24 protein-coding genes and 2 tRNA genes are annotated in these 26893 nt (G+C 43.9%); 19 read left to right on the top strand and 7 right to left on the bottom strand.

The window, feature by feature from the left end:
* Positions 1–65: 65 nt before the first annotated feature.
* The gene (locus A2W93_15790; GenBank protein ID OFY53130.1) at positions 66–569 is read right to left on the bottom strand and encodes a hypothetical protein; all 504 of its coding nucleotides are present in this window, start codon (positions 567–569) and stop codon (positions 66–68) included.
* 117 nt (positions 570–686) lie between these two features.
* On the opposite strand from A2W93_15790, the gene A2W93_15795 reads away from it, so the two are divergent.
* Entirely contained in the window at positions 687–2300 is a 1614-nt protein-coding gene (locus tag A2W93_15795) for a CTP synthase (protein OFY53131.1), read from the top strand.
* A gap of 62 nt (positions 2301–2362) precedes the next feature.
* Positions 2363–4315 carry a hypothetical protein gene (locus tag A2W93_15800; protein OFY53132.1) on the top strand — a complete coding sequence of 651 codons (1953 nt, stop codon included), beginning with the start codon at positions 2363–2365 and terminating at the stop codon, positions 4313–4315.
* Between the two features lie 662 nt (positions 4316–4977).
* On the opposite strand, the gene A2W93_15805 is transcribed toward A2W93_15800, so the two are convergent.
* The 3 genes from A2W93_15805 to A2W93_15815 all read right to left on the bottom strand — a co-directional run bounded on the left by A2W93_15805 (position 4978) and on the right by A2W93_15815 (position 8489).
* Positions 4978–5673 carry a hypothetical protein gene (locus A2W93_15805; protein OFY53133.1) on the bottom strand — a complete coding sequence of 232 codons (696 nt, stop codon included), beginning with the start codon at positions 5671–5673 and terminating at the stop codon, positions 4978–4980.
* A gap of 6 nt (positions 5674–5679) precedes the next feature.
* Complete coding sequence (locus tag A2W93_15810) at positions 5680–6315, bottom strand: hypothetical protein (GenBank protein ID OFY53134.1); 636 nt, start codon at positions 6313–6315, stop codon at positions 5680–5682.
* Between the two features lie 119 nt (positions 6316–6434).
* Positions 6435–8489, bottom strand: a complete 2055-nt coding sequence (locus A2W93_15815) for a CoA ligase (protein OFY53135.1) — start codon at positions 8487–8489, stop codon at positions 6435–6437.
* A gap of 149 nt (positions 8490–8638) precedes the next feature.
* Between A2W93_15815 and A2W93_15820 the strand changes: the two genes are divergently transcribed.
* Both A2W93_15820 and A2W93_15825 read left to right on the top strand, forming a co-directional pair.
* A complete protein-coding gene (locus A2W93_15820; GenBank protein OFY53136.1) occupies positions 8639–9694 on the top strand; it encodes a hypothetical protein in 1056 nt (351 codons plus the stop codon).
* 20 nt (positions 9695–9714) lie between these two features.
* Entirely contained in the window at positions 9715–11751 is a 2037-nt protein-coding gene (locus A2W93_15825; protein ID OFY53137.1) for a hypothetical protein, read from the top strand.
* Between the two features lie 82 nt (positions 11752–11833).
* Here the strand turns inward: A2W93_15825 and A2W93_15830 are convergent, their stop codons facing one another.
* Complete coding sequence (locus A2W93_15830) at positions 11834–12166, bottom strand: hypothetical protein (GenBank protein OFY53138.1); 333 nt, start codon at positions 12164–12166, stop codon at positions 11834–11836.
* A 144-nt stretch (positions 12167–12310) separates the two neighbouring features.
* Here A2W93_15830 and A2W93_15835 point away from each other — a divergent pair, with 144 nt between their 5' ends.
* The 14 genes from A2W93_15835 (at position 12311) to A2W93_15900 (ending at position 25106) form a co-directional block, all read left to right on the top strand.
* Positions 12311–12469 (top strand): 50S ribosomal protein L34, encoded by a 159-nt coding sequence (locus A2W93_15835; protein ID OFY53139.1) that lies wholly within the window; start codon positions 12311–12313, stop codon positions 12467–12469.
* A 76-nt stretch (positions 12470–12545) separates the two neighbouring features.
* Positions 12546–13493 (top strand): hypothetical protein, encoded by a 948-nt coding sequence (locus A2W93_15840; GenBank protein OFY53140.1) that lies wholly within the window; start codon positions 12546–12548, stop codon positions 13491–13493.
* 5 nt (positions 13494–13498) lie between these two features.
* Entirely contained in the window at positions 13499–14161 is a 663-nt protein-coding gene (locus A2W93_15845; protein ID OFY53141.1) for a tRNA (guanosine(46)-N7)-methyltransferase TrmB, read from the top strand.
* Positions 14162–14163: 2 nt separating this feature from the next.
* Entirely contained in the window at positions 14164–14499 is a 336-nt protein-coding gene (locus tag A2W93_15850; protein ID OFY53142.1) for a cysteine methyltransferase, read from the top strand.
* A gap of 361 nt (positions 14500–14860) precedes the next feature.
* Positions 14861–15448: a nicotinic acid mononucleotide adenylyltransferase gene (locus A2W93_15855; GenBank protein OFY53143.1), complete on the top strand. Its 588-nt coding sequence runs from the start codon at positions 14861–14863 to the stop codon at positions 15446–15448.
* 287 nt (positions 15449–15735) lie between these two features.
* On the top strand, positions 15736–15939 hold the full coding sequence (locus tag A2W93_15860; GenBank protein ID OFY53144.1) for a hypothetical protein: 204 nt from the start codon (positions 15736–15738) through the stop codon (positions 15937–15939).
* 15 nt (positions 15940–15954) lie between these two features.
* Positions 15955–16045: transfer RNA gene (locus A2W93_15865), tRNA-Ser, on the top strand.
* Positions 16046–16100: 55 nt separating this feature from the next.
* The gene (locus tag A2W93_15870) at positions 16101–16922 is read left to right on the top strand and encodes a flagellar motor protein MotA (protein OFY53145.1); all 822 of its coding nucleotides are present in this window, start codon (positions 16101–16103) and stop codon (positions 16920–16922) included.
* A 4-nt stretch (positions 16923–16926) separates the two neighbouring features.
* Positions 16927–17322: a hypothetical protein gene (locus A2W93_15875; GenBank protein OFY53146.1), complete on the top strand. Its 396-nt coding sequence runs from the start codon at positions 16927–16929 to the stop codon at positions 17320–17322.
* A gap of 10 nt (positions 17323–17332) precedes the next feature.
* Entirely contained in the window at positions 17333–17905 is a 573-nt protein-coding gene (locus A2W93_15880; protein ID OFY53147.1) for a biopolymer transporter ExbD, read from the top strand.
* A complete protein-coding gene (locus A2W93_15885) occupies positions 17905–18372 on the top strand; it encodes a biopolymer transporter ExbD (protein ID OFY53148.1) in 468 nt (155 codons plus the stop codon). The genes A2W93_15880 and A2W93_15885 overlap by 1 nt, the downstream gene beginning before the upstream one ends.
* A gap of 311 nt (positions 18373–18683) precedes the next feature.
* Complete coding sequence (locus A2W93_15890; GenBank protein ID OFY53149.1) at positions 18684–21659, top strand: hypothetical protein; 2976 nt, start codon at positions 18684–18686, stop codon at positions 21657–21659.
* Complete coding sequence (locus A2W93_15895; GenBank protein ID OFY53150.1) at positions 21652–22977, top strand: tRNA lysidine(34) synthetase TilS; 1326 nt, start codon at positions 21652–21654, stop codon at positions 22975–22977. Before A2W93_15890 ends, A2W93_15895 begins: the two co-directional genes overlap by 8 nt.
* 44 nt (positions 22978–23021) lie before the next feature.
* Positions 23022–25106, top strand: coding sequence for a hypothetical protein (locus tag A2W93_15900; GenBank protein ID OFY53151.1), 2085 nt, complete (start codon positions 23022–23024; stop codon positions 25104–25106).
* A 50-nt stretch (positions 25107–25156) separates the two neighbouring features.
* Here A2W93_15900 and A2W93_15905 read toward each other — a convergent pair whose 3' ends face one another.
* Complete coding sequence (locus tag A2W93_15905) at positions 25157–25750, bottom strand: Rossman fold protein, TIGR00730 family (protein ID OFY53176.1); 594 nt, start codon at positions 25748–25750, stop codon at positions 25157–25159.
* A gap of 104 nt (positions 25751–25854) precedes the next feature.
* Here A2W93_15905 and A2W93_15910 point away from each other — a divergent pair.
* Positions 25855–25930, top strand: a tRNA-Lys gene (locus A2W93_15910).
* Between the two features lie 253 nt (positions 25931–26183).
* Here the strand turns inward: A2W93_15910 and A2W93_15915 are convergent.
* Positions 26184–26870: a hypothetical protein gene (locus A2W93_15915; GenBank protein ID OFY53152.1), complete on the bottom strand. Its 687-nt coding sequence runs from the start codon at positions 26868–26870 to the stop codon at positions 26184–26186.
* Positions 26871–26893 lie beyond the last annotated feature (23 nt).

The raw sequence follows: 26893 nt of genomic DNA on the forward strand, positions 1-26893 counted from the left end.
AAGTCTGTCACCTTGTAACGATTGTAACGACCGTAACGCGTAACGTCTGTAACGTGTAACGAAAACTATTTCAAAAGTTCTCTTATCAGTTCAATGCTTCGATTGGTCGGGTCGGTTTTTTTCAGTGTGAAATCAACGCCTTCGACGCGCACCTTGTGATATCCCGGGCCATAGCATTCCTTTCGTGTGGTGTCAATAAAAAACATGTCATGCACTTCCCCGCCCTGCCATGGACGCTGCTGTCTAAGCGCCAGTTCAACAGTTTCCTCGCTGAATCCATCCTGGGAAAGAAAAATTGAAACAATATTGGGAACCACAAAGCGCATGGCTTTTGGCATTTTGTACTGATCATTCACATGCTTTCTGGCCGCCTCGTGCATCGCCAAACATTTTTCAGCGCTAAAATTCACATAGTTCCCTTCGTGAATAAAATAATAATCGCGGCCCATCATGTTAAAGCGGCGATATCCATAAAGGCCAGCCTTAAATATTTCGAAAGAATAGTTCTTCTCTGTCAGAAAAGATTTTTTCTGCGACTCAAGAAAGCGTGAAATAGCAGTGATATCCATAATTTCTGTTTTTTAAGATGGTTTGCCAAAGTTAATAAAACTGCTATAATTTAAAATAAAAGACAACAATTTTATGTACTTTTGGGCAATCAATCAAACGCAATTTTCATCAGGAATATGAAAGACACCCGGTATATTTTTGTTACAGGAGGCGTGGTATCCTCGCTCGGAAAAGGAATCATCAGTGCCTCACTGGCGCGGCTGTTGCAGGCCCGCGGATATTCGGTCACCATTCAGAAACTCGACCCCTACATCAATGTTGATCCGGGCACTTTGAATCCCTATGAACACGGAGAATGCTATGTGACCGACGACGGCGCCGAAACAGACCTTGACCTTGGTCATTATGAGCGTTTTCTGAATATACCGACTTCGCAGGCGAACAATGTGACCACCGGCCGCATATACCAAAGTGTAATTGAGAAAGAACGCCGCGGAGATTATCTTGGCGAAACCGTTCAGATTATCCCTCATATCACCGACGAAATTAAGTATCGAATCAGACTTCTGGCTCAAAATGGTAAATATGATTTCGTAATCACTGAAATCGGTGGCACTGTGGGCGATATAGAATCATTGCCATACATCGAGGCCGTGCGCCAGCTTCGCTGGGAATTAGGCAATCATGCGGCTGTGATTCATCTTACGCTGGTTCCATATCTCGCTGCTGCCGGCGAGTTAAAAACCAAACCGACACAGCATTCTGTAAAAACATTGCTCGAACTTGGTGTACAGCCCGACGTAATTGTTTGCCGCTGCGAAAGAAACATCAGCGAAGCACAACGAAATAAAATTGCGCTATTCTGCAATGTAAAATCCGAGGCTGTAGTTGAAAGTGTTGATGTTGAAACTATTTACGAAGTGCCGATCCGCATGCGCGATCAGAACCTCGATACCGTTATTCTTCATAAGCTGGGCATCGACGAAATTCCCGAGTCAAATTTTAAAGTATGGGAAGATTTTTTGTTCCGGCTCAAAAACCCCGAAGGCGAGGTGCAAATTGCCATTGTCGGAAAATATGCTGAATTGAAAGATGCGTACAAATCCATTCTTGAATCATTCATTCATGCCGGCACATCCAATCATTACAAAGTGAAAGTGAAGCTTGTTCACAGTGAATTTGTAACTGACGAAAATGTCGCAGAGCAGCTGAGCGGAATGTCGGGAATACTGGTGGCGCCTGGCTTTGGCGAACGAGGCATCGAAGGAAAAATCACCTCAGTGCGCTATGCCCGCGAAAACAAAATTCCATTTCTGGGCATATGCCTTGGAATGCAGGTTGCCGTAATTGAATTTGCCCGCAATGTGTTAAAACTTGAAGGAGCTCATAGCCGGGAGATGGATCGCAGAACGCCGCATCCGGTTATCGACATCATGGAATCACAGAAAAAAGTTTCCGGAAAAGGAGGCACCATGCGGCTTGGATTGTATCCCTGCAAGATTAAGCCAGGCAGCAAGGTTTCAGAAGTTTACAGCGAGACTCTGATCAACGAAAGACATCGTCACCGTTACGAGTTCAACAACAAATACATTGAAATGTACACCATGGCCGGGATGCATGCCACCGGTATAAACCCAAATGAAGATCTTGTGGAAATTGTGGAAATTGAAGATCATCCATGGTTTGTTGGGGTCCAGTTTCATCCGGAGTATCGCAGTACGGTCGAAAACCCGCATCCGCTCTTTGTTCGCTTTGTTAAAGCAGCCATCGATTATTCAAAATCAAAATAGATTGCCGATTCGGAGCAATTTACAATAATCATTACCTTTGCACCCCAATTTACGCTCTCACTATGAAATATAATCAGATTCTCGGATTTGTCCTTATTTTTGCAATCCTCATAGGTTTTTCCATCTGGAATGCCCCTTCCAAAGAGGAACGCGCCAGGGAACAAGCCAAAAAAGATTCCATTGCCAATGTCAAAACGCAGCAAGATTCACTCAATGCTGTAGCCATGGCTCAGGCCAAGGACTCCACTGCAACTCAGACCGACAGTACGGCAAAACAAACCAAGCCTGCAAATGTAGTTGCTGCAAACGATACAGCCACCGCTGATTCGGCAGCATTGTTCACTTACGAGAAGGATGGGTTCTTCTATACATCACTCGAAGGAACTGATTCAAACTATGTTGTTGAAACTCCGCTGATGCGTGTTACAATAGCATCGAAAGGCGCATCAATCAAGCAAATTGAATTAAAAAACTTTCTCACCTGGGACAAAAAGCCCATGGAAATGTTTTACAAAGGCAACAGCTATTTCGACATTTCTTTTCACACAACCAAATCGCTGGCGAAAACATCTGCATTGTATTTTGAACCTGTAAAAGGGTTTAAGAATAATCAGTACAGCACTGTTGTAAGTGGCGATTCCACCGTTATCACTTTCCGCGCACCGGCCATGAACAACGATGGAACCGAAGCCGGGGCGGTGCTTTTTAATTATACTTTTTACAAAGATTCGTATTTATTCAAGTTCAGCATCGCTTTAGAAAACAGCGAAAGCATTATTGGAGCTGGCAACCACTTCATGACTATTGACTGGAATGCCGATCTCGGGACAAAAGAAAAAAGTCTGGATAACGAACGAAATGTTAGTACCGTTCATTATGCTGATAATGATCTTGAAACCGACTACCTGAGCGAAACAAAGGATGATCAGGAAAGCATCAAAACATCGTTGAAATGGATTTCGTTCAAGCAACAATTCTTTGCAACCACATTCATCGCTGAAGATAAATTCAATTCGGCTGACATCAAGTCGTACACACGTGAACTCAGCGACAGTGCGTATCTGAAGACAATGCAATCGACCATGAATCTGGAATTTAATGCCGACAAAAACAACTCGGTTGATTTCAGCATTTATGCAGGGCCACTGAAATACAAAACACTTCGTCAGTATGATCTGTCACTCGAAAGACAAATACCGCTGGGTTGGAGCTTCGCTCCGCTGGCATGGATAAACAGGTTTGCAGTTATTCCGGTGTTCAACTGGCTCGAAAGTTATGCATTGAATTACGGAATCATCATTCTGATTTTGACAATAATGCTCAAAACAGTGCTGTTCCCGATAGCATTGAGAACTTATAAAAGTTCGGCAAAAATGCGCATTCTGAAACCTGAGGTAGATGTGATTGCTGCTAAGTTTCCGAAGAAAGAAGACGCTATGAAAAAGCAACAGGCCACCATGGAGCTTTATAAAAAAGCCGGTGCCAGTCCGCTCTCAGGATGTCTCCCGATGTTACTACAGTTCCCGATTCTGATTGCATTGTTCCGTTTTTTCCCTGCTTCGATTGAGCTTCGTCAGCAACCTTTCCTGTGGGCAGATGATCTTTCAGCATACGACTCCATTTTCGATTTGGGCTTCACCATTCCGTTCTATGGCGATCACGTGAGTCTTTTCACGCTGCTCATGACAATCTCAACGGTTATTTATACCCGACTGAACGAAAAGATGATGGGAAGCACGAACACAATGCCTGGCATGCGAACAATGATGTATTTAATGCCCATTATGTTCCTTGGTTTCTTCAACAGCTATTCTTCCGGATTGAGCTACTATTATTTGCTCGCCAATATCATTACTTTCATTCAGATTTTTGCCATCCGCTATTTCATTGATGAAAACAAGGTTCGTGCAAGAATCGAAGAAAATAAAAAGAAACCGGTGAAAAAATCGAGCTGGCAGAAACGTCTTGAAGACGCACAGAAAATGAGCGCCGCCCGTCAGACAAAAAAGAAATAGAATTCAGTCCGCCGCAGCGGATGATTTAGAATATTTGATGAAATAGAAATGGCTGGGAATCCTTCCGGCCATTTTTTTATTTTTTGTATTCACTGAAATGAATCTTTTAACTGAAAATCAACGGAAGGAGTACTGAGCTCCCGGGCAAGCCTGAATCAGCTTCGAAAAGCTAACGCCTGCGCGCCGCGCCACGTTTGACGTGGACCCGGGATCTCATTCTATACTACAGACTTTTTTTTGTTGATTTTCGCTGCCGACTCTTCGACGGAGTTTATCCTGCTGTCGACTCTTCGACGGAGTTTACCCCGCTGCAGACATTTCGACTCCGCTCAATGTGACAGCGGCGGGGCTCAGTGTGACAATGGCGGGGCGCATCACTGGCGCGGATATGTTATCCGTGACAGTGTCCAATCCCATACACAATGTGATGCGCGTTGCGCGACTGGTTGAGCTCTTCTTCAACGCTTGCGATAGCTATCGCAACAGGTCGCTTCACGTGAAACGTGACTAGGTGCGACGCAGAGAGGTTGAAGAAATCAGAGCGAGTGCGAAGTGACATCATGCTTTATGCCTTGACCGCTGTGCGTTACGCATTCTGCCCCATGCGCTTGGTGCAGCCGCAATTCAAAAATCAAAAATCTACTTTCTCATATCGTAAATCCCTACTTCTTCCCCATCTGGCTTGCGACGGCGAGAATGACACCGAGAACCACGCCGAGTAAAGCTGCAAACAGCACCTGGAATTCGCCGGGCAAAATAAAAGTGATTGTATGCGCGGGTATCCAGAAAAAAGGAATGGTTTTTTTGAAAACAAAGCCCCACTGCACTTTCCAGTTGATATCGGTCATGATTTGTCCCATGGGGATGCACTTTGCAAAACATGACAAACGGCCACCATTACGCTCGATGTGGGTGTCGGTGATTTTATGAAAGGTCATCATGACCGGAGCAAAAATTACATTCAGGAAAAAACTTATAAAAAATGATGTGAGCAGTTTTGTGGTGGTAAAATCGCCTTTCAGCGCAGCTACAGCGCCCTCGACACCAAATACATTTTCGAGCATGGCCGAAACTCCGGTCTTGAAAATGAAAAATGCGAAGAAAATAAACATGCCCAGAAATCCCCACACGAAAGCCCTTGGAAGAATTCCGAATCCTTTGTGATAATAATTTCCGGTTTTAATTCTCAATCCCAGACATTCCCCAAGCGTAGCCAGAATGGCGAATTTCAGAACACTCATTATAACTCCGTGTTCTTTTGTCATGGTCTTAAACCATTCGAATGCTTCAGGAAAAATAAAAAACGGAATAAAAATGATTACAAATATTCCGGCAAAAACGAGGTCTTTAATTTTCATTTGAAATTATTTTTTCTTTTTAACTCCGGTGAAACTACCGCCCAAAGTTACTGCAATTATATTTGATTGAACAATATGATCGTAGGGTTTTAAATCAATGCCGTTCACATTGTCGGTGAAATCACGATTCATAAAGTTTTCGAAATAATACTGCACCTTGAGACTCATTTTATTTCGGAACGTGAATCCGACAAATGCCGATGGCTGCAATAAAGTACTGCGGCTACTGAACCATTCTTTGAATACAAGATCCCTTTTGTCGTTGTGGAAAATCTTCTCCTTGAAATGAAACGGTACTGAAACTGCTCCACCCGCAAAAAAGAAAGTGGGTTTTTTCTCACTGAAGTTCCCGATTTTAAAACCGATGGGTATAGTTGCCATATAGCTCCGATACTTCACTTTTGTGTTTAACGAATCATTGAATTGTGCAATGTATCCAATATTCTCAACACCAATTCCAACAAAAAAACCAAAAGATTTTGCAACATCGAAATGAAAATACTCATTGAAGTTGAACCAAACGGTGAACCGGGGAATCTGTGTTGCGTTTAGCGAATCATTGAGCAAAACTCCGGTCAGCTTCAGGTCGGAACCGGTTGTAGTGTATGTTTTTACCTGCGACTGGGCCAGCATAAAAAGCATTAGACCTGCGCAGAAGAAAATCAATTTTTTCATAGCGGTGATTTATAAAGTTTCAACATGGATATTCCGACAGGTAGCAAGCCGACAATCAATACCTGAGACTTAAAAAACCCAGCAGGCTACTTCATAATATTGATACGTGCGTCGACAGCAACTATCTTCGATCCATCGCCCAGCAGCGGATTGATGTCCATTTCTGCAATTTCGGGAGCTGCCTGAAGCATCGCAGATAAACGGGTAAGAATATCGGCAAATTTATCCTTATCCACTGCTTTTTGACCACGAACGCCTTCCAGAATTTTCTTTCCGCGCAGGCCTTCAATCATCATCAAAGCTTCAGTTTTTCCAAGCGGAGTAAGGCCCGAAGTAACATCTTTGAGTACCTCAACAAAAATTCCACCGAGACCGCTGAGAATCAGATGACCAAAATCGCCTTCGCGGGAGGCGCCGGCAAACAACTCAACACCGCTCAGCATAGGCTGAATCAGTATGGCCGTAGTGTCTTTTATCTGCATCATGCGGCGGAATTCCTCTACCAGTTTTTCCTTGGTTTTCACATTCAGCACAACACCGCCCACATCGCTTTTGTGAACTGGCCCTACAACTTTCATCACCAGCGGATATCCGATTTTTTCGGCTGCAGCCACAAGCACATCCTCATTGTCGGAAGTTGCTTCACCAGCGCGCGGAATGCCGGCTGCATCGAGCATTGCCGATACATCTTCGGGAAGCAGATAACCATCTTTAGCATTATCAACTACTTTTCGGATCGCTGCGGTATCAACTGTTGGTCTGCCATCCGCTTCGAGCGGAGCCGGTGTATTGAGCACACGTGCAAGCGCACGGCCGAACACAACCTCATCAGGGAAAAACACATTTCCTTTATCAACGAAATACTGGACTTCGTTTTTTGCATTAACAATAGACGGAAGAATCGGGAAAATCGGTTTTTTCGAAGTCTGCAAATGGTTGTGAAGCACATCATACACATCGAAAACCTCAAACAGACCCGGACTTCCGAAAATTACAGCGATGGAGTCAATTTCATCAAATTTATTTTCGCAGGTATTGAGAATTTCATCGAGCTGCTGTGCTGTTCCGGTGGCCAGAAAATCGATGGGGTTGGCAACCGAAGATCCTGCAAAAAGTTTCGTCAGCAATTCTTTCGAAGCATCGTTTTCGATATGCGGCACATTCAATCCATTTGAAGAAAGTGCGTCGGTAAGCATTACAGAAGGGCCACCGGCATGAGTGACTATCGCAACATTTTTGCCGGCAGGTCTTGGAAAATTAAATACCGAAGAAACAGCGGCCAATTCTTCACGGCCATAGCAGCGCACGATTCCAGCCTTGCGGAAAAGCGCATCGACAGCCACATCGCTCGACGCCATTGCGCCGGTATGAGATGAAGCGGCCCGACTTCCGGCATCGGAAGAACCCGCTTTGACAGCGGCAATCCGGCAACCTTTGCTGATCAGCGATTTCGCATGTTTCAGCAGTTTCTGCGGCTTATTTACACTTTCAATATACAATACTTTCATCAGGGAGCTTTCGCCCAGAACGAAAGAATGGTCGAGATATTCAAGAACTTCTTCAACGCCAATCTGGGCGCTGTTTCCAACACTCCAAACAGACCCGAATGTAACCCCTTTCATCATGCAGCTTTCCATAATGAATACAGCGGTTGCGCCACTGCCACTAATGAAATCAATCCCTTTGGGCTCAAGTTTCGGAATGGGATTGGTAAACACAGAGGTATGCCATGGGTTCATCATTCCAACGCAGTTTGGCCCGATCAGACATGCGCCGGCATCGTTGATGATTTTCACTACCTTTTGCTCCAGTTCTTTGCCGGCAGCATTTTCTTCGCTGAATCCGGCACTGAGAATTATAAAAGCTTTGGTTCCTTTTTGAGAAGCAAGTACTTCAACCGTTTCAGGACAAAAGCGAGCTGCGATGGCCAGAATTGCCAGATCGACCTGCGGCAGATCCTTAACGTCGGCATGGCATTTTATTCCTTGGATTTCAGATTCTTTAGGGTTTACAACGTAGAGTGAACCTTTAAAGTGATTGTCAATTATGTTTTTTAGAATTTTGCCGCCGGGCTTTTTTATATCCTGCGATGCTCCAACAACTACAATACTCTGCGGGCGAATGAGTTCCTTCGTAATCATAAGTACTTTTTTTTGCTAAAGTAGTTAAATATTCCGGATCAACTGGCTGGTTTTCCAACGAAAAAATGATTTTTTGATTATTTGTGACAAAAAAAGTACTACGAATAAGATACATTTTGTATTTTAGCTGATTATTTAAAACCTAATTTATGAAACGTCTGATTTTGATTCTTTTGCTCTGTGGAACCGGTTGGGGCTTACAAGCCCAGATCGACACCATCAGAATCCCGGTTGATGACCCCCAGAAAGCCGAGCGTTTATACAATGAAGGGACCGTGCTGTACGACAATGGTCAGCTTACTCAAGCCCTCAACAAATTCAATGAATCAATCAATCTTAAATCCGACTTTGCCAAAGCCTATTACAATCGCGGCATCGTAAAAGTTGATCTGAAGGACAAGACCGGAGCCATGTCTGATTTTGACAAAGCAATAGAACTTGGACCTACAGCCAACGCTTATTTTCAAAGAGGCAAAATGAAATATGATGACAACAAGCCGGAAGAAGCCAGGGCAGATTTGAATAAAGCTGTTGAGCTTGACGCCATGCACGTTCAGTCATATTATTATCTCGGAAGTCTTCAGTACGACAACAAGGATTATGAAGGCGCCATTGAGACTTACAAAAAAGCACTTATTGAAAAAGATAGTTATACCTATGCGTATGCATATAATGACATGGGCAGCTGTTACAAAATGATGGAAAACTATGACGAGTCCATCCGCTGCTATAAAGAAGCAACGAAAGCCAATCCAAAACTGGCTTTTGCTTTTAATAACACCGGCAGCGTTTACCGCAAGCTGGAAAAATACGACGATGCCATTTATGAATATTCAAAAGCCATTGACGCTGATCCCGACTATTATGTTGCCTACAACAACCGTGGTCTGGCCAAAATGGATAAAGGCGATTTTGAAGGTGCTATTGCCGATTTCACCAAAGCTATTGAAAAAAATGCCGACTATGCCTATGCATACAACAATCGCGGTTCAGCACGATACAAAGCCGAACAATATGCAACTGCCATTGAGGATTTCAACAAAGCAATTACGCTGAACAGCAATTACTCTACAGCATTTCTGAATCGTGGCAATGCAAAGGAAATGAACCGCGATATCAACGGTGCCTGCGAAGACTGGAAAAAAGCGCGCGACGGAGGCATTAAAAATGCTGAATTCTACATTAAACAAATGTGCAAACAATAATTAATTCAGAAAAAACAGCTATGAAAAACATTATTATATCACTCGTTTGCCTCTTGTTCTCTGTTACTCTTGGTGCGCAGAATGTCGAATTCAACAAAGCCAATTTTTCGGACAAGAAAGTTTTGAAAGAAGCTTTGAAAAACATTGAACAAGGTGACAATTATTTCGGTCAGGGAGTTGGCGCTCGAAAAAATGCGCTCGAAAGCTATCTGAAAGCGCAGAACGTTAACCCAAATAACGCAATGCTGAATTACAAAATCGGAATTTGTTACCGAAAAATGAATATCGAGAAATCGCTGGAGCATCTGCAGAAAGCTGAGTCATTGAACCCAAATTGCGATGATTCGCTCTATTACTGGCTTGGAACAGCATATCAGGGAAATTACAAGTTTAACGAAGCCATTGAATCGTATAAAACTTTTAAAAACAAACTCTCTCCCAAACAATACAGTGATGTGGCTCCGGCTCTAAACAAAAGAATCCAGGAATGTGAAACCGGAATTACCATGGTTGCCAATCCTGTCAAGGTTTTTATCGACAACCTGGGTGCATCCATCAACACCGCCAACCGCGAATATTCGCCATTCATCAATGCTGACGAATCTGTCCTTACGTTTACCAGTCGTCGACCGAACACCATTGGAGGCAAACTTGACGCACAGGATCAAATGTATTACGAAGACATTTATATTGCAGAAAGCGCTTCCGAAGACTGGAAAGTCATCAATCCGGGGAAACCACTTAACAGCAAAGTGCATGATGCAACTGCAGGTCTGAGCGGTGACGGACAAACGCTGTTCATTTACAAAGACGTTCACAATGGTGATATTTACCAATGTAAACTCAAAGGTGACAAATGGGACAAACCCGTCGCTTTGCCAAAAACAATCAACACCAAATTTCACGAAAGCTCTGTCAGTCTTAGCCCCGATGGGCGCACACTCTATTTCATCAGCGACAAAGAAGGTTCTGCTGGTGGCCGTGACATCTGGGTTTCAACACTCGACAAAAAAGGGAAATGGGGAAAAGCCACCAATCTGAAAGATTTAAATACCATTTACGATGAAGAATCCATCTTCATGCATCCTGACGGCAAGACCTTGTATTTCAGCTCACAGGGACATAAAACCATGGGCGGATTCGACATTTTCAAAGCTACCTTCGAAAACGGAAAATGGAGTGAGCCCCAAAACCTCGGATATCCAATCAATACGCCGGACGATGACTTGTTTTTCACTATTGCTGCCAGTGGACTCCACGCCTATATGATGAGCGATACCCGCAAAGATGGCTATGGCGACCGCGACCTGTACCGCGTAACATTTATTCTCGAAAAACCAGTTCTCACCAATTCCGAAGACAATCTGATTGCATGGCGTACAGAGCCGGTGAGCGAGAAAGTTATTGAATCGACACTTGCGGTCAACACAGCCTCGCTAACACTGCTTAAAGGCCGTGTTTTGGATGAAGCAACCAAACAACCCATTGAAGCCAGCCTCATTCTGACCGACAATACCATTAATGAAGAACTGGCAACCTTCACTTCCAACAGTGCCACCGGCAAGTATCTTGTTTCGCTCCCGAGCGGAAAAAACTACGGTCTTGCTGTAAAAGCCGACGGATATTTATTCCATTCCGAAAACTTCGACATCCCCAATGCCGCGGCTTATCAGGAAATTGAGAAAGACATCTATTTGAAGAAAGTTGAAGTTGGTAAAGAAATCGTGCTCAAAAACATTTTCTTCGACTTTAATAAATCAACGCTGCGTCCTGAATCAAAGAACGAACTTGCTAACCTGACACAGCTGATGAAAGAAAACCCGACTTTGAAAATTGAAATCTCAGGTCACACCGACAATGTTGGTTCGGCTGCTTATAACAAAACGCTGTCGCAATCGCGCGCCAAAGCGGTGGTCGATTATCTGATCGCTGCCGGTATTGCGTCTGATCGCATGACCAGTGTTGGTTATGGATTCGACAAGCCGATTGCACCCAACGACACCGACGAAGGACGTCAGCTTAACCGCCGCACGGAATTCAAAATTATAAGTCTGTAAGAAATACTCAGGTAATATTAAACCGCCCTCAAAAGGGGCGGTTTTTTTAATTTAACAAAATCAGGAGCGATAATAAGACAAATCAATTTTTCCAGATAGTCCGCTGATAATCAGCGCCAGAGAAACTATCGCCATTGATGATCGTATTGCCCGCTATGCCGCCCAGATATCCGAGCGTTTCGCAGCCCTCATCCATAACTTCCGATGTCATATCAGCTCCACAGGTGCCTGGATCGAAAACATACACCAATTGATTCTGAAAAAGATATTCCTTCACATTGGCACCCTCATCACAGGCAGTGGTGGAGCGAAATCCACGGATGCTATGCTTGATGCAGTCGGGTGCATCAGGATCTATATCGGAACAGGACATCAAAGCAAGGCTGCAAGCCAGTAAACCAATAATCAGTTTCATAATTCATCATCATTTGTTGTAAAGAAACGGGTCAAATACCATAATATTGAATCTGAACAAATTATTTTAAATCGAGAAAAGTTTTGTTTATCCAAAAAGATTTTCTAATTTTGCACTCCCAAATTTCAAAAAAGGAGAGTTGTCATGAAGCGTACTTTTCAGCCATCGAACCGCAAGAGAAGAAACAAACACGGATTTCGCCACAGAATGGAAACAGCCAATGGACGCAAGGTTCTTGCCCGCCGCAGAGCTAAAGGTCGTCACAGACTGACTGTTTCAGACGAGAAAATGCACAAGCGCTAGTCCGTAGCAAAATATTTCGAGCACCTCGCCGTCGAAAGCGGGGTTTTTTTGTTTATTTTGGACTTTTATTTCTTATATGCAAGCTTTAAACGACATTCTGTTTGCCCGCCTTCTGCTGAAACACAAGAGTATTGTGCTTCCAGGTATCGGGACATTTACCCTATCCGAAACTCCGGCAACATCGCAACGCATGGGGCGCGACTTTCAGCCTCCGCATACTGATGTGTCTTTTGCAGAGCATGAGGAACAGGAAAACCGGCTTGGCGATATTTTGCTCAGAGATAGTGACTTTAACATTACGCTTGAATCCGATGCCATAGAAATTTGCAATAATTATATTGTGGGCATTAAATTCCAGCTCGAGAAAATCGGGAATTATCATTTCCCCGGACTTGGAAAACTTCAGGTTACAGAATCCGGTCAGCTTCAGTTTACTTCTGAACCCGACTCGTTTAACCACGGGTTGCCGGCATTCACAGCCAATGTTGTCACCAAACAAGTGGCCGCTGCTCCGGTCATCAAACCGAAACGAAAAAAACGCGTGCGCGTATGGCTCATTCTGCTGATTTTACTTATCGGTGGCGGCGTTGCATCCTGGTTTTTCGTTCCACAGGTTCCCGAAAACATTCTTCCCCTTTGGGAAAAGGCCATTTCAATCTTCGACAAGAAAGAAGCAGTCTCGGATTCAACAACTACAAATCTGACTGACACCACCCAAAATATGGTTGTCCCATCCGACACCATGGTTCAGGACTCAGCCGCAGCTGATACAATCATTGAAGAAGGTCCCCTCACCTATTTTGTGATTGCTGGGAGTTTTGCTGACAAAGTCGAAGCCGAAAACTTCTGCAACAACCTTAAAGCAAAGGGCTATTCCGGAGCCGTTGTGGTTGTATCCGAAGCCGACAGGCGGATCAGGGTAGCTTATCAGGGCTTTGCAAGCCGCGAATCAGCGCTTGATTTTCTAAACAAAACCAAACTTTCTGAGAATAAAAACGATATCTGGCTTTTGCATCAGAATTAACAGGTATGGCGAAGAAAAAGCTTCAGCATTTTGCCGAAAACAAAACTTTTGCGCATTATTTCGAAATGCCATTCGAACAGCTATCACCCAATGGGCACCCCATGCGGGGAAACTGGAAAACTGAATTCTTCAAAAACGATAATCCGCTCATAATCGAGATTGGCTGTGGCAAAGGCGAATACACTGTCGGTCAGGCCAAATATTTTCCGCACAAAAACTTTATCGGGGTCGATGTCAAAGGAGCCCGCATCTGGCGCGGTGCGAAAACTATTGAAGACGAAAAAATAAAAAACGCCGCATTTGTGCGCTCTCAGGCTGGCTTGCTGCAATTGTGGTTTGCCCCCGGCGAAGTGGATGAAATCTGGATTACTTTTCCTGATCCGCAGCCCGGCTGTCGCCAGAACAAGCGCCTGACCTCGATGCGCTATTTAAACATGTTCAAAGTTTTTCTGAAAGAAAATGGCATTGTACATTTAAAGACCGATAGCAGAGAATTATTTGATTACACGATGGAAGTAATTTCCGACAACAAGCTAACAATCATAGAACGAATTGACGACTTGTATGCTGTTCCCGGCGACGACCCCTTGCACAACATTCAGACATTTTATGAAAAAATGTGGCTGGAAATGGGCAAGAAAATCAGCTATGTAGCTTTCCAACTTTAATCATGAAAAAGAAAAGCGACTTTTTCGAACAGGTCTGGCAGGTAGTGGAGCTTATCCCAAGCGGCAAAGTCACATCGTATGGAGCCATTGCCCGATATCTTGGATCGCCGCAGGCATCGCGAACTGTGGGCTACGCCATGAATGCCTCGCATGCAAGTACTGTTAAGATTCCTGCACACCGCGTGGTGAACCGTAATGGCCTGCTTACCGGCAAGCACTGGTTTGGCGGACCGGATGTAATGCAGCAACTGCTCGAAAACGAAGGCATCAAAGTGATTGATGATAAAATCATTGGTTTTGAAAAGCATTTCTGGGATCCGGGCAAAGAACTCGAATGATTTAAGATATCTGATTTTTGATTTTAGATTTGAAGCATTGATGTGATAATGTATTGATTTGAAAATAAAAAAACAATTCAGCTCCTGCTGCAACCTCTCTGCGTCGCGACTGTGTCACGTTCTACGTGAAGCGCGACCTGAGTGCGTTGAAGCAGTAAAACCTTCAAAGCTCCTCCTGCGAGCTGAAAGCTAGCATGTAACGACTGTAACGTGTAACGACTGTAACTTGTAACGATTGTAACGATTGTAACGTCTGTAACGCGTAACGTCTGTAACGTTTGTAACGAAAACATTCAAAGCATTTCCCCCAATCCGACACCAAGTTTCAGGATTATTGTATTTTTGAAAAAGAAACCAGCGCATGAATTCAAAAAAACAAATCGGTTTATATTTCGGATCATTCAATCCGCCGCACATTGGGCATATGGCCATTGCAAACTATTTGCTTGCGTTTGGGAACATCGATGAAATCTGGTTTGTAGTATCGCCACAAAACCCCTTAAAAGAAAAACAGTCGCTCATCCAAGGGCGCACAAGGCTGGAGATGGTACGGCGCGCCATTGGCAACTGCCCCGGCATGCGCGTGAGTGATGTTGAATTCGGCCTGCCTACGCCCAATTACACCATAAACACTTTGGTAAACCTTGAGGAGAAGTTCCCGGATCATGCATTCTGCCTCATCATGGGTATGGACAATATTCAGACCTTCCACAAATGGAAATCGTGGGAAACGATTCTTGAACAAAACAGGATACTCGTTTATCCGCGCCCCGGCTTTGATGGAAAGCCACATATAGGCCATCCGCATGTAGAAGTGATAAATGCCCCACTGATGGAAATCAGTTCCAGTTTTATTCGCGATGCTATAAGTGAAGGCAGGAACATGCGTTTCTTTTTACCGGAAGCGGTAGCAATGATGATTGAAAATGAAGGTTTGTACAAGAGCTGATATTTACCTTCCGACACAAATTATTCAGATTACAGGATATATTAAATGACTGTCTAAAAACAGTTCATTGTTACGACATTCCACCGTTGCGGCCGGTTTTAAATCCCTCGAAGGGTTTCAAACCCTTCGAGGGATGACTTTCGGCCGGAACATGGAACCGTCGTAACAACTACAAAAACAACGGTCCCATGTCCTTCAGCTCCTACGTCGCTTGCGAGAGTTTATTCCGCCGGGGCGGAAGTGGAATGTTGTTTTTGCCTTCGACATAATTTTTAGACAGACTTTAATTGGACAAAGAATCAATCCAAACGAAATATTTTGGGCAGAAAAAGATATCGTTGGAGCCACTATTTATGGCAGAGAATAGCAATTTGATGATGAAAGGACGTGACATACTGTCCGATTTATTAAAAACAGGTCATATGAATCATTTAACGGTGGCTCAAAATATTTTTTGGGGCCTCCCCTGTGTCAATTTTTTTGTATTTTAGCTGCCGGTTTCAATAGGAGAGATGCTCGAGCGGTTGAAGAGGCACGCCTGGAAAGCGTGTAGCCGCCTAAAGTGGCTCGTGGGTTCGAATCCCACTCTCTCCGCAAACCAAAAAACATTGCAAACAATCAAAAAACAAACTAAACGAAAATCAAATCCATTATGAAAAAGTTGATTTCACTGGTTGCCATCATGGGAGTACTCTTTTTAGGTGCGACCCAAGTTTCCTATGCCCAGGATGCAAAAACAGACACAGCCAAAACAGAAGCCGTTGACTCAGCCGCAGCAGATACAGCTGCCAGTCAGGTAACTCCCGCCGGCGGCGAGGAAGTTGTAGCCAAGGAAAGTTTCCATCTCGTTCTGAAAGAAAAATTCATCGAAGGTGGTGCAGTCTGGATGACTCCAATCCTTATTTGTCTTATTCTTGGCCTTGCACTCGTTATTGAGCGTATTGTTTACCTGAACCTGAGCCGTACAAATACGGAAAAACTTCTCCAGAAAGTTGAAGAATCACTCCAGGCAAACGACGTAAACGGAGCAAAAGAAATCTGCCGCAATACCCGCGGACCAGTTGCCAGTATTTTCTATCAGGGTCTAGACCGCTTTAATGAAGGAATAGAAAGTGTTGAAAAAGCCGTTGTTGCTTATGGCGGAGTTCAGATGGGTCGTCTCGAGTCCAACCTCTCATGGATTGGCTTGTTCATCGCTCTGGCTCCTATGCTCGGATTCCTCGGAACAGTTATCGGTATGGTTCAGGCTTTCGACGACATCGAAGCTGCTGGCGATATCAGCCCAACCGTTGTAGCCGGCGGTATGAAGGTTGCTCTTATCACCACAGTGTTTGGTCTTATCGTAGCTATCATCCTTCAGATTTTCTATAACTTCGTTCTTTCTCTCATCGAAAAACTCGTAAATGATATGGAAGATACATCCATCTCATTCATGGATATTATTTTCCGCGCAAAAAACACTCAAAAACAGTAGGCTCATGAAATCAGTAAAAAGTATTGCAATTATTGCAACCTTGATTCTGCTTGCTGCAATCATGATCTTTGCAGGAATTGATCTGAGACTGTATGTCACTTATTCAATTTTTGCAATTGCTATCTTGGCTTTGATTGCTTTCACTGCCTATTCTGCAGCAACCAGCGGCAAAAAAAGCATAACAACCATTATCCTGGCCGCAGCACTGGTCGGAATTGTTTTGTTGTTCTATTTTATCTCACCATCCAACGATGTATCAGCTACTCTTTTTGAAAAAACAGGTACATCAATGAGCTGGAGCCCAATTATTGGCGCAGGTCTTTTCACCATTTACACTCTGCTCGCCATTTTTGTAGGTCTGCTCGTTTTCTTTGGTGTGAAAAACGTTATTAATAAATAACCACCGAATTATGGCAAGAAAAGCTCCCGAACTCAATACTGGATCGATGGCAGATATTTCTTTTCTTCTGCTAACCTTCTTTCTGCTCGTATCCAATATTGATACAGATTTGGGATTAGCGAGAAAGTTGCCTCCGATGCCGGATATCGACGCAGAAGTACCTGAAGTCAACGAACGAAATGTATTCGTTGTTCTGGTCAATGCTTACGACATGTTGCTCGTAGAAGGAAAACCCGGTAACATCAACACTCTCCGCAAGGAAGCAAAAAAATTCTTCCTTAATCCCTCCAATGACAAAACCCTGTCTCAAAAGGAAATGGAAAACATTCCTTTCATTGGTCCCTACGAAAAGTCTAAGGGCGTAATTTCGCTCCAGAACGACCGTGGAACTTCCTATGAAATGTATGTGAAAGTACAGAATGAATTGGCCGCCGCTATTAATGAAATGCGCGACGACCTGGCAAAAAGCAAATTCGGCAAACCATTCTCAGAACTCTCAGCCGATTATTCCAAAGCAGTTGCTAAAGCCATTCCTGTGGCCATTTCCGAGGCTGAACCTAAAGATATAGGAGTGAAAAAATAATGGCAAGATTTAAAAAATCAGGTAAAAAGTCTGTTCCAGGCATCAACACTGGATCAATGTCTGACATTATTTTCATGTTCCTTTTCTTCTTTATGGTTATTACTACCATCCGTCAGGCGACTCTGTTTGTACGTATCTCGGCTCCAAATGCAACTGAAGTTCAGAAACTGGAACGCAAAAACCTTGTTTCCTACATCTTCATCGGCGTACCTATCAACACTCGCTCCTATGGCTCTGAACCCCGAATTCAGCTCAATGATCAGTTTGCATCATCTGACGATATAGCTGAATTCATCGAAAAAGAACGCGCTGCCCGTAACGAAGCCGACCGCCAGTTCCTTACAACATCACTTAAGGTTGACAAAAAAGTGAAAATGGGTGTTGTGACTGACGTTAAGCAGGAACTACGAAAAGTGGGTGCTTTTAAAATTAACTACTCTACCAAAAAAGGAAAAGTGACCAATTAAGTCAACTTCTTTTTTGAATTCAAAAACAGCTGTCATCACAAATGGCAGCTGTTTTTCTTTGAGTGCAAGGGGCTGTCTCAAAATTAAAAACCGTTACGATATTCCATCGTTCCGGCCGGTTTTGTAGTTAATAAAGTTGTTCCGGCCGGAATATGGAATCGTCGTATCAGACTCAAAAATAACGATTCCATATCCGCCTGCCATGAGCTTTACCTGAAAAAGCATTGCGGACGATGGAATATTATTTTTGAAGAAACTAACGTTGTGAGACAGCCCCTATAATGCTGGTTTTTCGCTAACTTTGTATCTGAATGAAAAGCATTTCCCTACAGGAACATATCAACCAAAGCCGGATTGCTGCTGCAGCTAATCGCGCCAAAGGAAACCGGCACGGGCAAATCCTTTCCATGCTGTATTCCGATCCATATCATTTCATCGAGGAACTGATTCAGAACGCTGAAGATGCCATCGCCCGGCGAAAAGACAACACCCTGTTCGGATTTGTGAAAATCATCATCGATGACAATGGAATCTCATTCTTCCACAACGGTGATCCCTTCAGCGAAACCGACCTGATGGCCATCACCACATTTGCTTCAACTACCAAGAAAGGATTACCCGGAATTAATCAGATTGGAAAATTCGGTATTGGATTTCGCTCAGTATATGGAATTACCGACCTGCCCGAAATTCACAGCGGAAAACATCATTACCGGATTTCAGATTTTGAAGTGCTTGAAGAATGCGAACCTCGCTTTACTGAAGAATTTACTACTCACATTTTCCTCCCGTTCAAACCATCTGTCAGCGCGGATTTCAGAAATATGCTGAAAAAAAGAATTTGCGGATTGAATCCGGTTTTTCTTTTGTTTCTGAAACAAATAATGCAAATTGAAATTGTGGCTGATGAAGAATCGGTTGTTTTCAGCGCCGAAACAGATAATAAAGAAAAAAACATACTGGTCAAAACAATTGTTTCCAACAAAAACGGCATCAGAAAATCATCGCGCTATATTCTGTTTCAGCGCAGCAGCGGCCCCAATCGTCAGGCGGCCATTGCTTTCCCAATCGACGAGTCCGACCAGTTTATTCCTGAGATAATTCCTCAGGTCGCAGTATATTTTCCGACGCAATTCCATATTGCCCATTCCATCATTGTTCATGGCAGTTTCACAACAACGCCGAATCGCGAAAACATCCCTTTCTCCGAAGAATGGACGCCGGAAAATAATTCCGTATTAGCTGTTTTATCAGATCTGATGCGCATTTCGTTGCGGTCATTGCTCAGCAACAAATTAATTACAACTGATTTCTGGAAACTGTTTTCGTGGAACAATACTTCGCCAGACCCGATATCAGCCTCGATTTCCGAATGTCTGAGCAAGTTTGTTGCTGAAGAAAAATGTCTGGCTGATGCCAGCGGCAAATTGCATACGGCATCCGGATTATGTGTCAGCGAAGATGGAAATTTATTTCACCTGCTTACATCAAAAGATATAGCAAGCATCTACAGTCGATTTGGATTCCTGCATCTAACTATCGCTGCCAACGACAACTTTGTTTCGTTTCTGCGAAAAGTGCACAAATTAAAACTGGCAGATATCGATTCTTTCGCTTTTCATATTGCTGGTCGCGCTGAATTTTTACAAAAAAAACCACTCGGGTTTTATCCGGCATTTTATCGCTTTCTGTCTGAACATCCGCGTTTGTGGGATCTGACACACAAAGGCCGATATTACAATCTGCGCCACAAAGCAATCATTCCAGATAAAAGCAGACGTCTCACAGCGCCATTTTCCGAAAACGAAAAACCGCAGATTTTTATTGGTAAAGCTGCCAACGGGTTTTCGGTCGTTCATCCGGAACTGGCTTCGGATGCCGATTGCATGAACTTTTTCGCCATGCTTGGCATTCCCGATTTTGCACCGGGATTGACCGAGGCTGACATGCTTATGCGTCGTTTCAAAGAGAAGACGGCATCGGCCTGGTGGCGCAATCTGTTTGAACTTTATGTTTCTTCGGAAGTCAGCGTAAAAGAAAGAATCCGCGAAAAATTAAAGGATCTGAATTGCCTTCCGTGCATTGAATCACAAAGCGGAAACAAAGTTTTTGTAAAACCTTATCAGGCCATTATTCCGGATAAACAGCTAACGACATTTCTTTCGTTTCACAGATCATTATTTGTAAATCCGCAGCTGATCACGTTTTTAGCCACACATGATATTTCTGTTTCACGTTTCAATCATTTTCTGACTGAACTCGGTGTCAACAACGGACTAAAATTTATTGAAACAGAAACCGCACTTGACGACAATCGTAAATCAGCGCTGAGAGCCGGTTTTGAGCAATTTCCCATTGTACGTGAAAGAGTCATTGACTGGACAATTGAAGGACTCGACTCATTCCTTACGCATCCGACGCCCGCTGCGGCGGCGGCATTGTGGTTTCTGCTCGGCAAAGTCGATGAAAAATTCCGCAAAGCTTCCTACACCTTTGAATCGTATGTGCGGAGCGAAACCGTGCATTTTACTCCGGCTTATATTTCTCAACTGAAAATAGCACAATGGATATTTGATGAGCAGCTGAATCCCGCATCAACACAAGGGTTTTCAGCCAGTAAACTTCATAGCTGTTTTAATCAGGCCAGTCCTGAATCTATCTGGATGGCCGAAGAATTGGGAATGATCACCGACCATATTTCTGCTGAAGAAAAAGAAATTCTTTCCGTCATCAGAAAACACAAGCTGAACGCAGGATCGCTGCAAGAGCTGATTAACAGTAATAATTCAGACATTGTCTTTTTTCAGTATCTGCCGTTGTCCGGAATTTCAGTAAACAATAAAAACGCAATCGAATCATCCTCCGCAAACCTGAAATCAATACTTGCCTCTTTACCATTTGCAACAAGGTCGTCGCAAAGCTGGGACCAATGCCTGTTTGAAGAAAAATCGCAAATTCTGAAAAATCATTTGCTTAGTTCTGTTCTATCAGAATCGAAACGATTGCAACCTGTCATCGAAAATCCAGGCCACGTACAGATTCGACAGGATTTGCTGATTCTGACCCATTATTTTACAGGAGTCCGGCCTGCAGCTGGTGAGGCGATATTGATGCCCGCCACTTTTGCAACCCATATAAATGAGCGTCCGGAAAGATTGGACACGGGGTTGTATGTTTTCAATTTAAGCGACAACACTTGTGTTGAAGTTGCTCCTGAAAATCTCAGCGATTTTCTGAAAAACAATACCCTTGCATTTATTAATTCAATGAAGCTGGCCAATGATTGAACTACATTCTTTCGAAGAACACCTGAGCAATCTTTGCCCTGAATTCCGCAATAAAAAATATTTGCTGGGCATCAGTGGTGGCATTGACAGCATGGTCATGCTGCATCTGTTTCAGAATGCACAGTTGAATTTTGCAGTCGCACACTGCAATTTTCAGCTTCGGGGCGAAGAAAGTAACCGCGACATGAATTTTGTTTTCGATGCAGTGAAAGAAAATAAGTGCAGACTTTTTGAAACAAGATTTGAAACAAAAACATTTGCGCAGAAAAACCGGATGAACATTCAGGAAGCCGCGCGAAAACTGCGATACAACTTTTTTACGGAAACGGCGGCCAATAATGGATTTGACTATATCTGCACAGCACACAATCGCGACGACGTTGTTGAAACCCTCATCATGGGCCTGAACAGGCGCGGAAGTCTGACTACTTTGGCCGGCATCCGCGAAATTGAAAATCAGCTGCTGCGTCCGATGCTCGATTATTCAAGGGCCGAAATTCAGGATTATGCAGCCCGCAACATGATTTCGCATGTCGAAGACAGTTCAAACATCAGCGACAAATACCTCCGCAATAAAATCCGCCATCATTTGATCCCATTGCTCGAAGAAATTATGCCTGGCTTCATTGAACGCGCTGCTGGTTCAGTTTCGTTTCTCCGCGATTATCAGAAATATTTTGCTTCGGCAACTGAAACCGAACTCGCAAAGTTCGGAGACCCGAACAAGGAAGGCCTTGATTTGCTGAATCTGATCCAACATCCTTCGGCAAACCTGCTGCTCATGCAGTTTTTGCTGGGTAATGGATTTTTTCCGGCCGACGCTGCTGAAATCCTCAAAATCACCAATCATTCTGAGCCACGGGAGTTTCTGGCGCCAGAAAAAACACTGCATGTCCATCGGGGAAAAATGATTCTGAGAATGCAGGACACAACCGACGACACCCACATCTGGTATATCGACGAGGATCTCGACACCTCGATGCTTCCAATAAATCTGAAAGCTGAATGGGTCGTAGTTAGCTCGGAAGACGAGGTAAAAACCGGAGTTAACACCGTATTTCTGAATCCCGATGAAATAATTTTTCCGCTTTTCGTCAGAAAATGGCAAGCCGGCGAACGCTTCATGCCCATGGGAATGTATCAGCAAAAAAAAATAGGCGATTTCTTCACTGATCTCAAAATCACTGTCGCAGAGCGCGATAGGGCCATGGTGTTACACAGTGGCTCTCGCATTGCCTGGCTGGTTGGCTACCGCGCCGATGAACGTTTCCGAATCCGAAGTTTTCCGTCGCAAGCACTTAAGTTGCAAATACTCTGAACAATTTCTTAATTTTGCTCCGTTATATATTTAAATTTCCAGATATGAATTTCCGCAGATTATTACTCACGCTGGCAGTACTTTTCACAGTCGCTGCAACGCAGGCTCAGCTGGTAAAACCAGTTAAATGGGCTACTCGTGTTGATAAAGTTTCGGACACTGAAGCCAATGTTGTGCTCACCGCAACCATCGATCAGGGCTGGCATTTGTACTCGCAGTACAATCCGGCAGGCGCTTCGTTGCCCATGGTTTTCACCATCACGCCTTCGAAAACTTTTGCTGCAGTCGGAAAAGTAGCAGAATATCCAAAGCCTACAGAATTCTATGAAGAAGTCTTTAAAGTAACCGAAAAATTCTGGACAGGAAAAGCATATTTCACACAAAGAATAAAGGTATTATCGGATAAAACCTTTGATTTCGCGATCAGTCTCAGCGGGCAGGCCTGTCAGGAAGACGGTTTCTGCGTTCAGGTCGAAGATGACCTGGTCATAAAAATTGATGGCAGCCAATACAACAAGGAAAATCCGGTTGACACCACGGCCATTGCTGTTGTTGATTCAAATAAAGCAGAGACAGATACCAGCAAAACTGAAACTGCAGTAATTTCACCCGATGGCGAAGATATTAATGGAGCAGGAACATCAATCTGGGGAGTCATTATCGAAGCTATTCTCTGGGGACTATTTGCGCTGCTCACGCCCTGCGTTTTCCCCATGGTTCCAATGACTGTTTCCTACTTTCTGAAAGGAAGTGAAAATAAGACCAAGAGCCGCTTCAACGCTTCAGTTTTCGGAATCAGCATTGTCACATTATACACCATCCCCATTGCCATTCTGATTGGAATCACCTATTTTATTGGCGGAGAAGCCATAACTGCCGATATTTTCAATTGGCTCAGTACACACTGGATTCCGAATATTCTCTTCTTCCTTATTTTTATGATTTTCGCAGCATCTTTCTTTGGTGCATTCGAAATAGTGATGCCATCATGGGCCACATCCAAAGCCGATTCCAAAGCCGATAGCGGTGGTATTTTCGGTTCGTTTTTCATGGCGCTTACCCTTGTACTTGTCTCCTTCAGCTGCACAGGACCTATTGTTGGAACCATTATCGTCAAGTCAACACAAGGTGCAATCTGGGAGCCCATCATTACTATGCTGGCCTTCTCTACCGCATTTGCACTGCCTTTCACGTTGTTTGCATTCTTCCCTTCATGGTTGAAGAATCTTCCAAAGTCAGGCGGCTGGCTCAACTCCGTAAAGGTTGTGCTTGGTTTTATTGAAGTTGCACTTGGTTTCAAATTCCTCAGCGTAGCCGATCAGGTCTATCATTGGGGCATTCTCGACCGCGAAACCTACCTCGCCATCTGGATTGTTACATTTACGTTACTCGGCTTCTATCTTCTTGGAAAACTCAAATTCAAACACGACAGCGAAGTGAAATATGTCAGCGTGGGCCGGCTTGGAATGTCCATCGCGGTATTTGCATTTGTTGTTTACATGATTCCTGGAATGTGGGGTGCGCCTTTGCGCGTTCTGTCAGGATATTTGCCTCCACAGCAGACCCTCGATTTCGATATGCCCCGAATTGTACGCGAAGCAGCCATGCTGAATGGCGGCGGTAATGGCGAATCATCGAAACTCTGCGAAAAACCCAAATTTGAAGACATTCTGCCAGCTTTGCCGCACGGCCTCGAAGGTTATCACGATTTCGACCAGGCATTGAAATGTGCAAAAGAACAAAACAAGCCCTTGTTTCTCGATTTCACGGGCCATGGCTGCGTCAACTGCCGCGAAATGGAAGCCAATGTCTGGAGCTCACCGGAGGTCTTGAAACGCCTCAAAAACGATTTCATTGTAGTGGCTTTATATGTCGATGACAAAACCGAACTTCCCGAATCGGAATGGATCACATCGACCTACGACGGCAAAGTGAAAAAAACCATTGGCCGCAAATTTGCCGATCTGCAGGTAACCCGCTACGAGCAAAATGCCCAGCCCTATTACTGCCTCCTCGACACCAACGGAAAAGATCTGATTAAGCCCCGCGCCTACAATCTCGACGTTGATGCTTTTGTTGAATTTCTCGACAACGGATTGAAAGAATTCAAGGCGCGACAGGGGAAATAAAAATAATAGAAATGTCATTCTAAAGCAGGCTGCGGCCTGCTTTTTTGTGATTAAAAACTATTCCGCTCAATCAATTTCTCAATCCAGTTGGCAGGCGCCTGATAATCGATATTAATCAATTTTTCAAAAAGCTTTTCGGCGTCAACGTCCGAAACAATGGCTTTAAGGTGATCTTCGCGCACAAATTTTTCTCGCACCGCATTCTGCATCATTGCAAGCAAGGGATCGTAATAATTTTTTGTATTGAGCAATCCGATGGGTTTCATCTGTAATCCAAGCTGCACAGCGGTCGCGACTTCAAACAATTCATCAAAAGTTCCGAATCCGCCTGGTAGTGCGATACATGCATCGGATTTTTCAAGAATGACATTTTTGCGTGTTGCCATCGAATCCGTTACAATCAGCTCTGAGAGCCCGTTGTGAACAACATTCTCCGACATAAAAAAAGATGGAACCACGCCGGTGATATGCATTTTCAGTCGCAATGCCTCTTCGGCAACAACTCCCATCAAACCGGTACAGCCAGCTCCATAAATAATGGATATTCCGTGTGCATGCAGCACCCGCACCAGTTCTTCGGTCGCTTCGGAGTATCTCTTATCGGCACCAACTGAAGAGCCGCAGAAAATGGCAACTGATTTAATGTCTTTTTTCTCATTCATGCTGCAAAGATAAGGATTGCAGTAAAAAAAATCATGCGGCAAATTAGGCCTTATGCCTATTTTATAATTACTTTTGCACTTACAAACTCTTGGTAGCTCAGCTGGTAGAGCAATTGACTCTTAATCAATGGGTCGGGGGTTCGAATCCCCCCCGGGAGACTAAAAGCCACTCTTTTTTAGGAGTGGCTTTTTTGTTTTACACAAAAATGAAACAATTACGATATTCCATCGTTCCGGCCGTTTGGAATTTATTATAGCCACCTCGGCCGGAATATGGAATCGTCGTAATAACTACAAAAACAACGATTCCATATCCTCCCGATCCTTTGTCTCTGTCGGACGATGGAATATTGTTTTTGAAGAAGCTGTTGTTTGGTTAGCTACCAACCAATAATAGGCACGTTATTTCACTTCATTATTTCGCAGGCGAAGCAATTCCGGCAATGCTCAGGCGAACGCCTTCGACCGCCAGCAGATGTTTGGCGCAGGCCTCAATGGTCGCACCGGTTGTAATCACATCATCGACCAGCAGCACGTGTTTTCCCTGAATCTTTTCGGGATTTCTGACAGCAAACATGTCTTTCACATTCTGATAGCGGTCCCAACGATTTTTCTTTGTCTGTGTCTCAGTAAATTCAACGCGAACAAGCACATCTTCAATAATCTCAGTCGGAAAGCCCTGAATGAACCCATCGGCAATCACTTTACTTTGATTATAACCACGAATTCTCTGCTTTTTTGGATGCAAGGGAATTGGGATAACCGCATCAATATTGGCATATAGAGCCGATTCTGCAAGCATTTTTCCAAGCCGGCGACCAAAATAAACGCCGACCTCGGGTCGGTTTTTATATTTCAGCTGATGCATCATATGCTGTATCAATCCGCCTTTATCGTAAAAACACATGGCCGTTGCATTTTCAATTTGCAGCTTCCCGAAAAAGAGCTGAGCCACTGGATTGTCGCTGTAGGTATGATAATCTGTTTTCGCAATTTTTGATAGACAGGAAAGACAAATGGTCTTTTCACCACGCATGAGACTTTCACCGCAACCACAGCATAAATCAGGGTAAAACAACTGAAGGAGTGAGCCAAAAATCATGTATCAAATAAATTTGCCTATTT

This window comes from Bacteroidetes bacterium GWF2_43_63 (assembly GCA_001769275.1).
Classification (GTDB): domain Bacteria; phylum Bacteroidota; class Bacteroidia; order Bacteroidales; family DTU049; genus GWF2-43-63.

Excerpts from the sequence above, each read along its gene's own strand:
- A2W93_15895 (OFY53150.1), top strand. The coding sequence starts at position 21,652 with ATGATTGAACTACATTCTTTCGAAGAACACCTGAGCAATCTTTGCCCT.
- A2W93_15875 (OFY53146.1), top strand. The coding sequence starts at position 16,927 with ATGAAATCAGTAAAAAGTATTGCAATTATTGCAACCTTGATTCTGCTT.
- A2W93_15890 (OFY53149.1), top strand. The coding sequence starts at position 18,684 with ATGAAAAGCATTTCCCTACAGGAACATATCAACCAAAGCCGGATTGCT.
- A2W93_15855 (OFY53143.1), top strand. The coding sequence starts at position 14,861 with ATGAATTCAAAAAAACAAATCGGTTTATATTTCGGATCATTCAATCCG.
- A2W93_15850 (OFY53142.1), top strand. The coding sequence starts at position 14,164 with ATGAAAAAGAAAAGCGACTTTTTCGAACAGGTCTGGCAGGTAGTGGAG.
- A2W93_15835 (OFY53139.1), top strand. The coding sequence starts at position 12,311 with ATGAAGCGTACTTTTCAGCCATCGAACCGCAAGAGAAGAAACAAACAC.
- A2W93_15790 (OFY53130.1), bottom strand. The coding sequence starts at position 569 with ATGGATATCACTGCTATTTCACGCTTTCTTGAGTCGCAGAAAAAATCT.
- A2W93_15820 (OFY53136.1), top strand. The coding sequence starts at position 8,639 with ATGAAACGTCTGATTTTGATTCTTTTGCTCTGTGGAACCGGTTGGGGC.
- A2W93_15900 (OFY53151.1), top strand. The coding sequence starts at position 23,022 with ATGAATTTCCGCAGATTATTACTCACGCTGGCAGTACTTTTCACAGTC.
- A2W93_15880 (OFY53147.1), top strand. The coding sequence starts at position 17,333 with ATGGCAAGAAAAGCTCCCGAACTCAATACTGGATCGATGGCAGATATT.
- A2W93_15800 (OFY53132.1), top strand. The coding sequence starts at position 2,363 with ATGAAATATAATCAGATTCTCGGATTTGTCCTTATTTTTGCAATCCTC.
- A2W93_15885 (OFY53148.1), top strand. The coding sequence starts at position 17,905 with ATGGCAAGATTTAAAAAATCAGGTAAAAAGTCTGTTCCAGGCATCAAC.
- A2W93_15840 (OFY53140.1), top strand. The coding sequence starts at position 12,546 with ATGCAAGCTTTAAACGACATTCTGTTTGCCCGCCTTCTGCTGAAACAC.
- A2W93_15825 (OFY53137.1), top strand. The coding sequence starts at position 9,715 with ATGAAAAACATTATTATATCACTCGTTTGCCTCTTGTTCTCTGTTACT.
- A2W93_15795 (OFY53131.1), top strand. The coding sequence starts at position 687 with ATGAAAGACACCCGGTATATTTTTGTTACAGGAGGCGTGGTATCCTCG.
- A2W93_15810 (OFY53134.1), bottom strand. The coding sequence starts at position 6,315 with ATGCTTTTTATGCTGGCCCAGTCGCAGGTAAAAACATACACTACAACC.
- A2W93_15845 (OFY53141.1), top strand. The coding sequence starts at position 13,499 with ATGGCGAAGAAAAAGCTTCAGCATTTTGCCGAAAACAAAACTTTTGCG.
- A2W93_15830 (OFY53138.1), bottom strand. The coding sequence starts at position 12,166 with ATGAAACTGATTATTGGTTTACTGGCTTGCAGCCTTGCTTTGATGTCC.
- A2W93_15815 (OFY53135.1), bottom strand. The coding sequence starts at position 8,489 with ATGATTACGAAGGAACTCATTCGCCCGCAGAGTATTGTAGTTGTTGGA.
- A2W93_15870 (OFY53145.1), top strand. The coding sequence starts at position 16,101 with ATGAAAAAGTTGATTTCACTGGTTGCCATCATGGGAGTACTCTTTTTA.
- A2W93_15915 (OFY53152.1), bottom strand. The coding sequence starts at position 26,870 with ATGATTTTTGGCTCACTCCTTCAGTTGTTTTACCCTGATTTATGCTGT.
- A2W93_15805 (OFY53133.1), bottom strand. The coding sequence starts at position 5,673 with ATGAAAATTAAAGACCTCGTTTTTGCCGGAATATTTGTAATCATTTTT.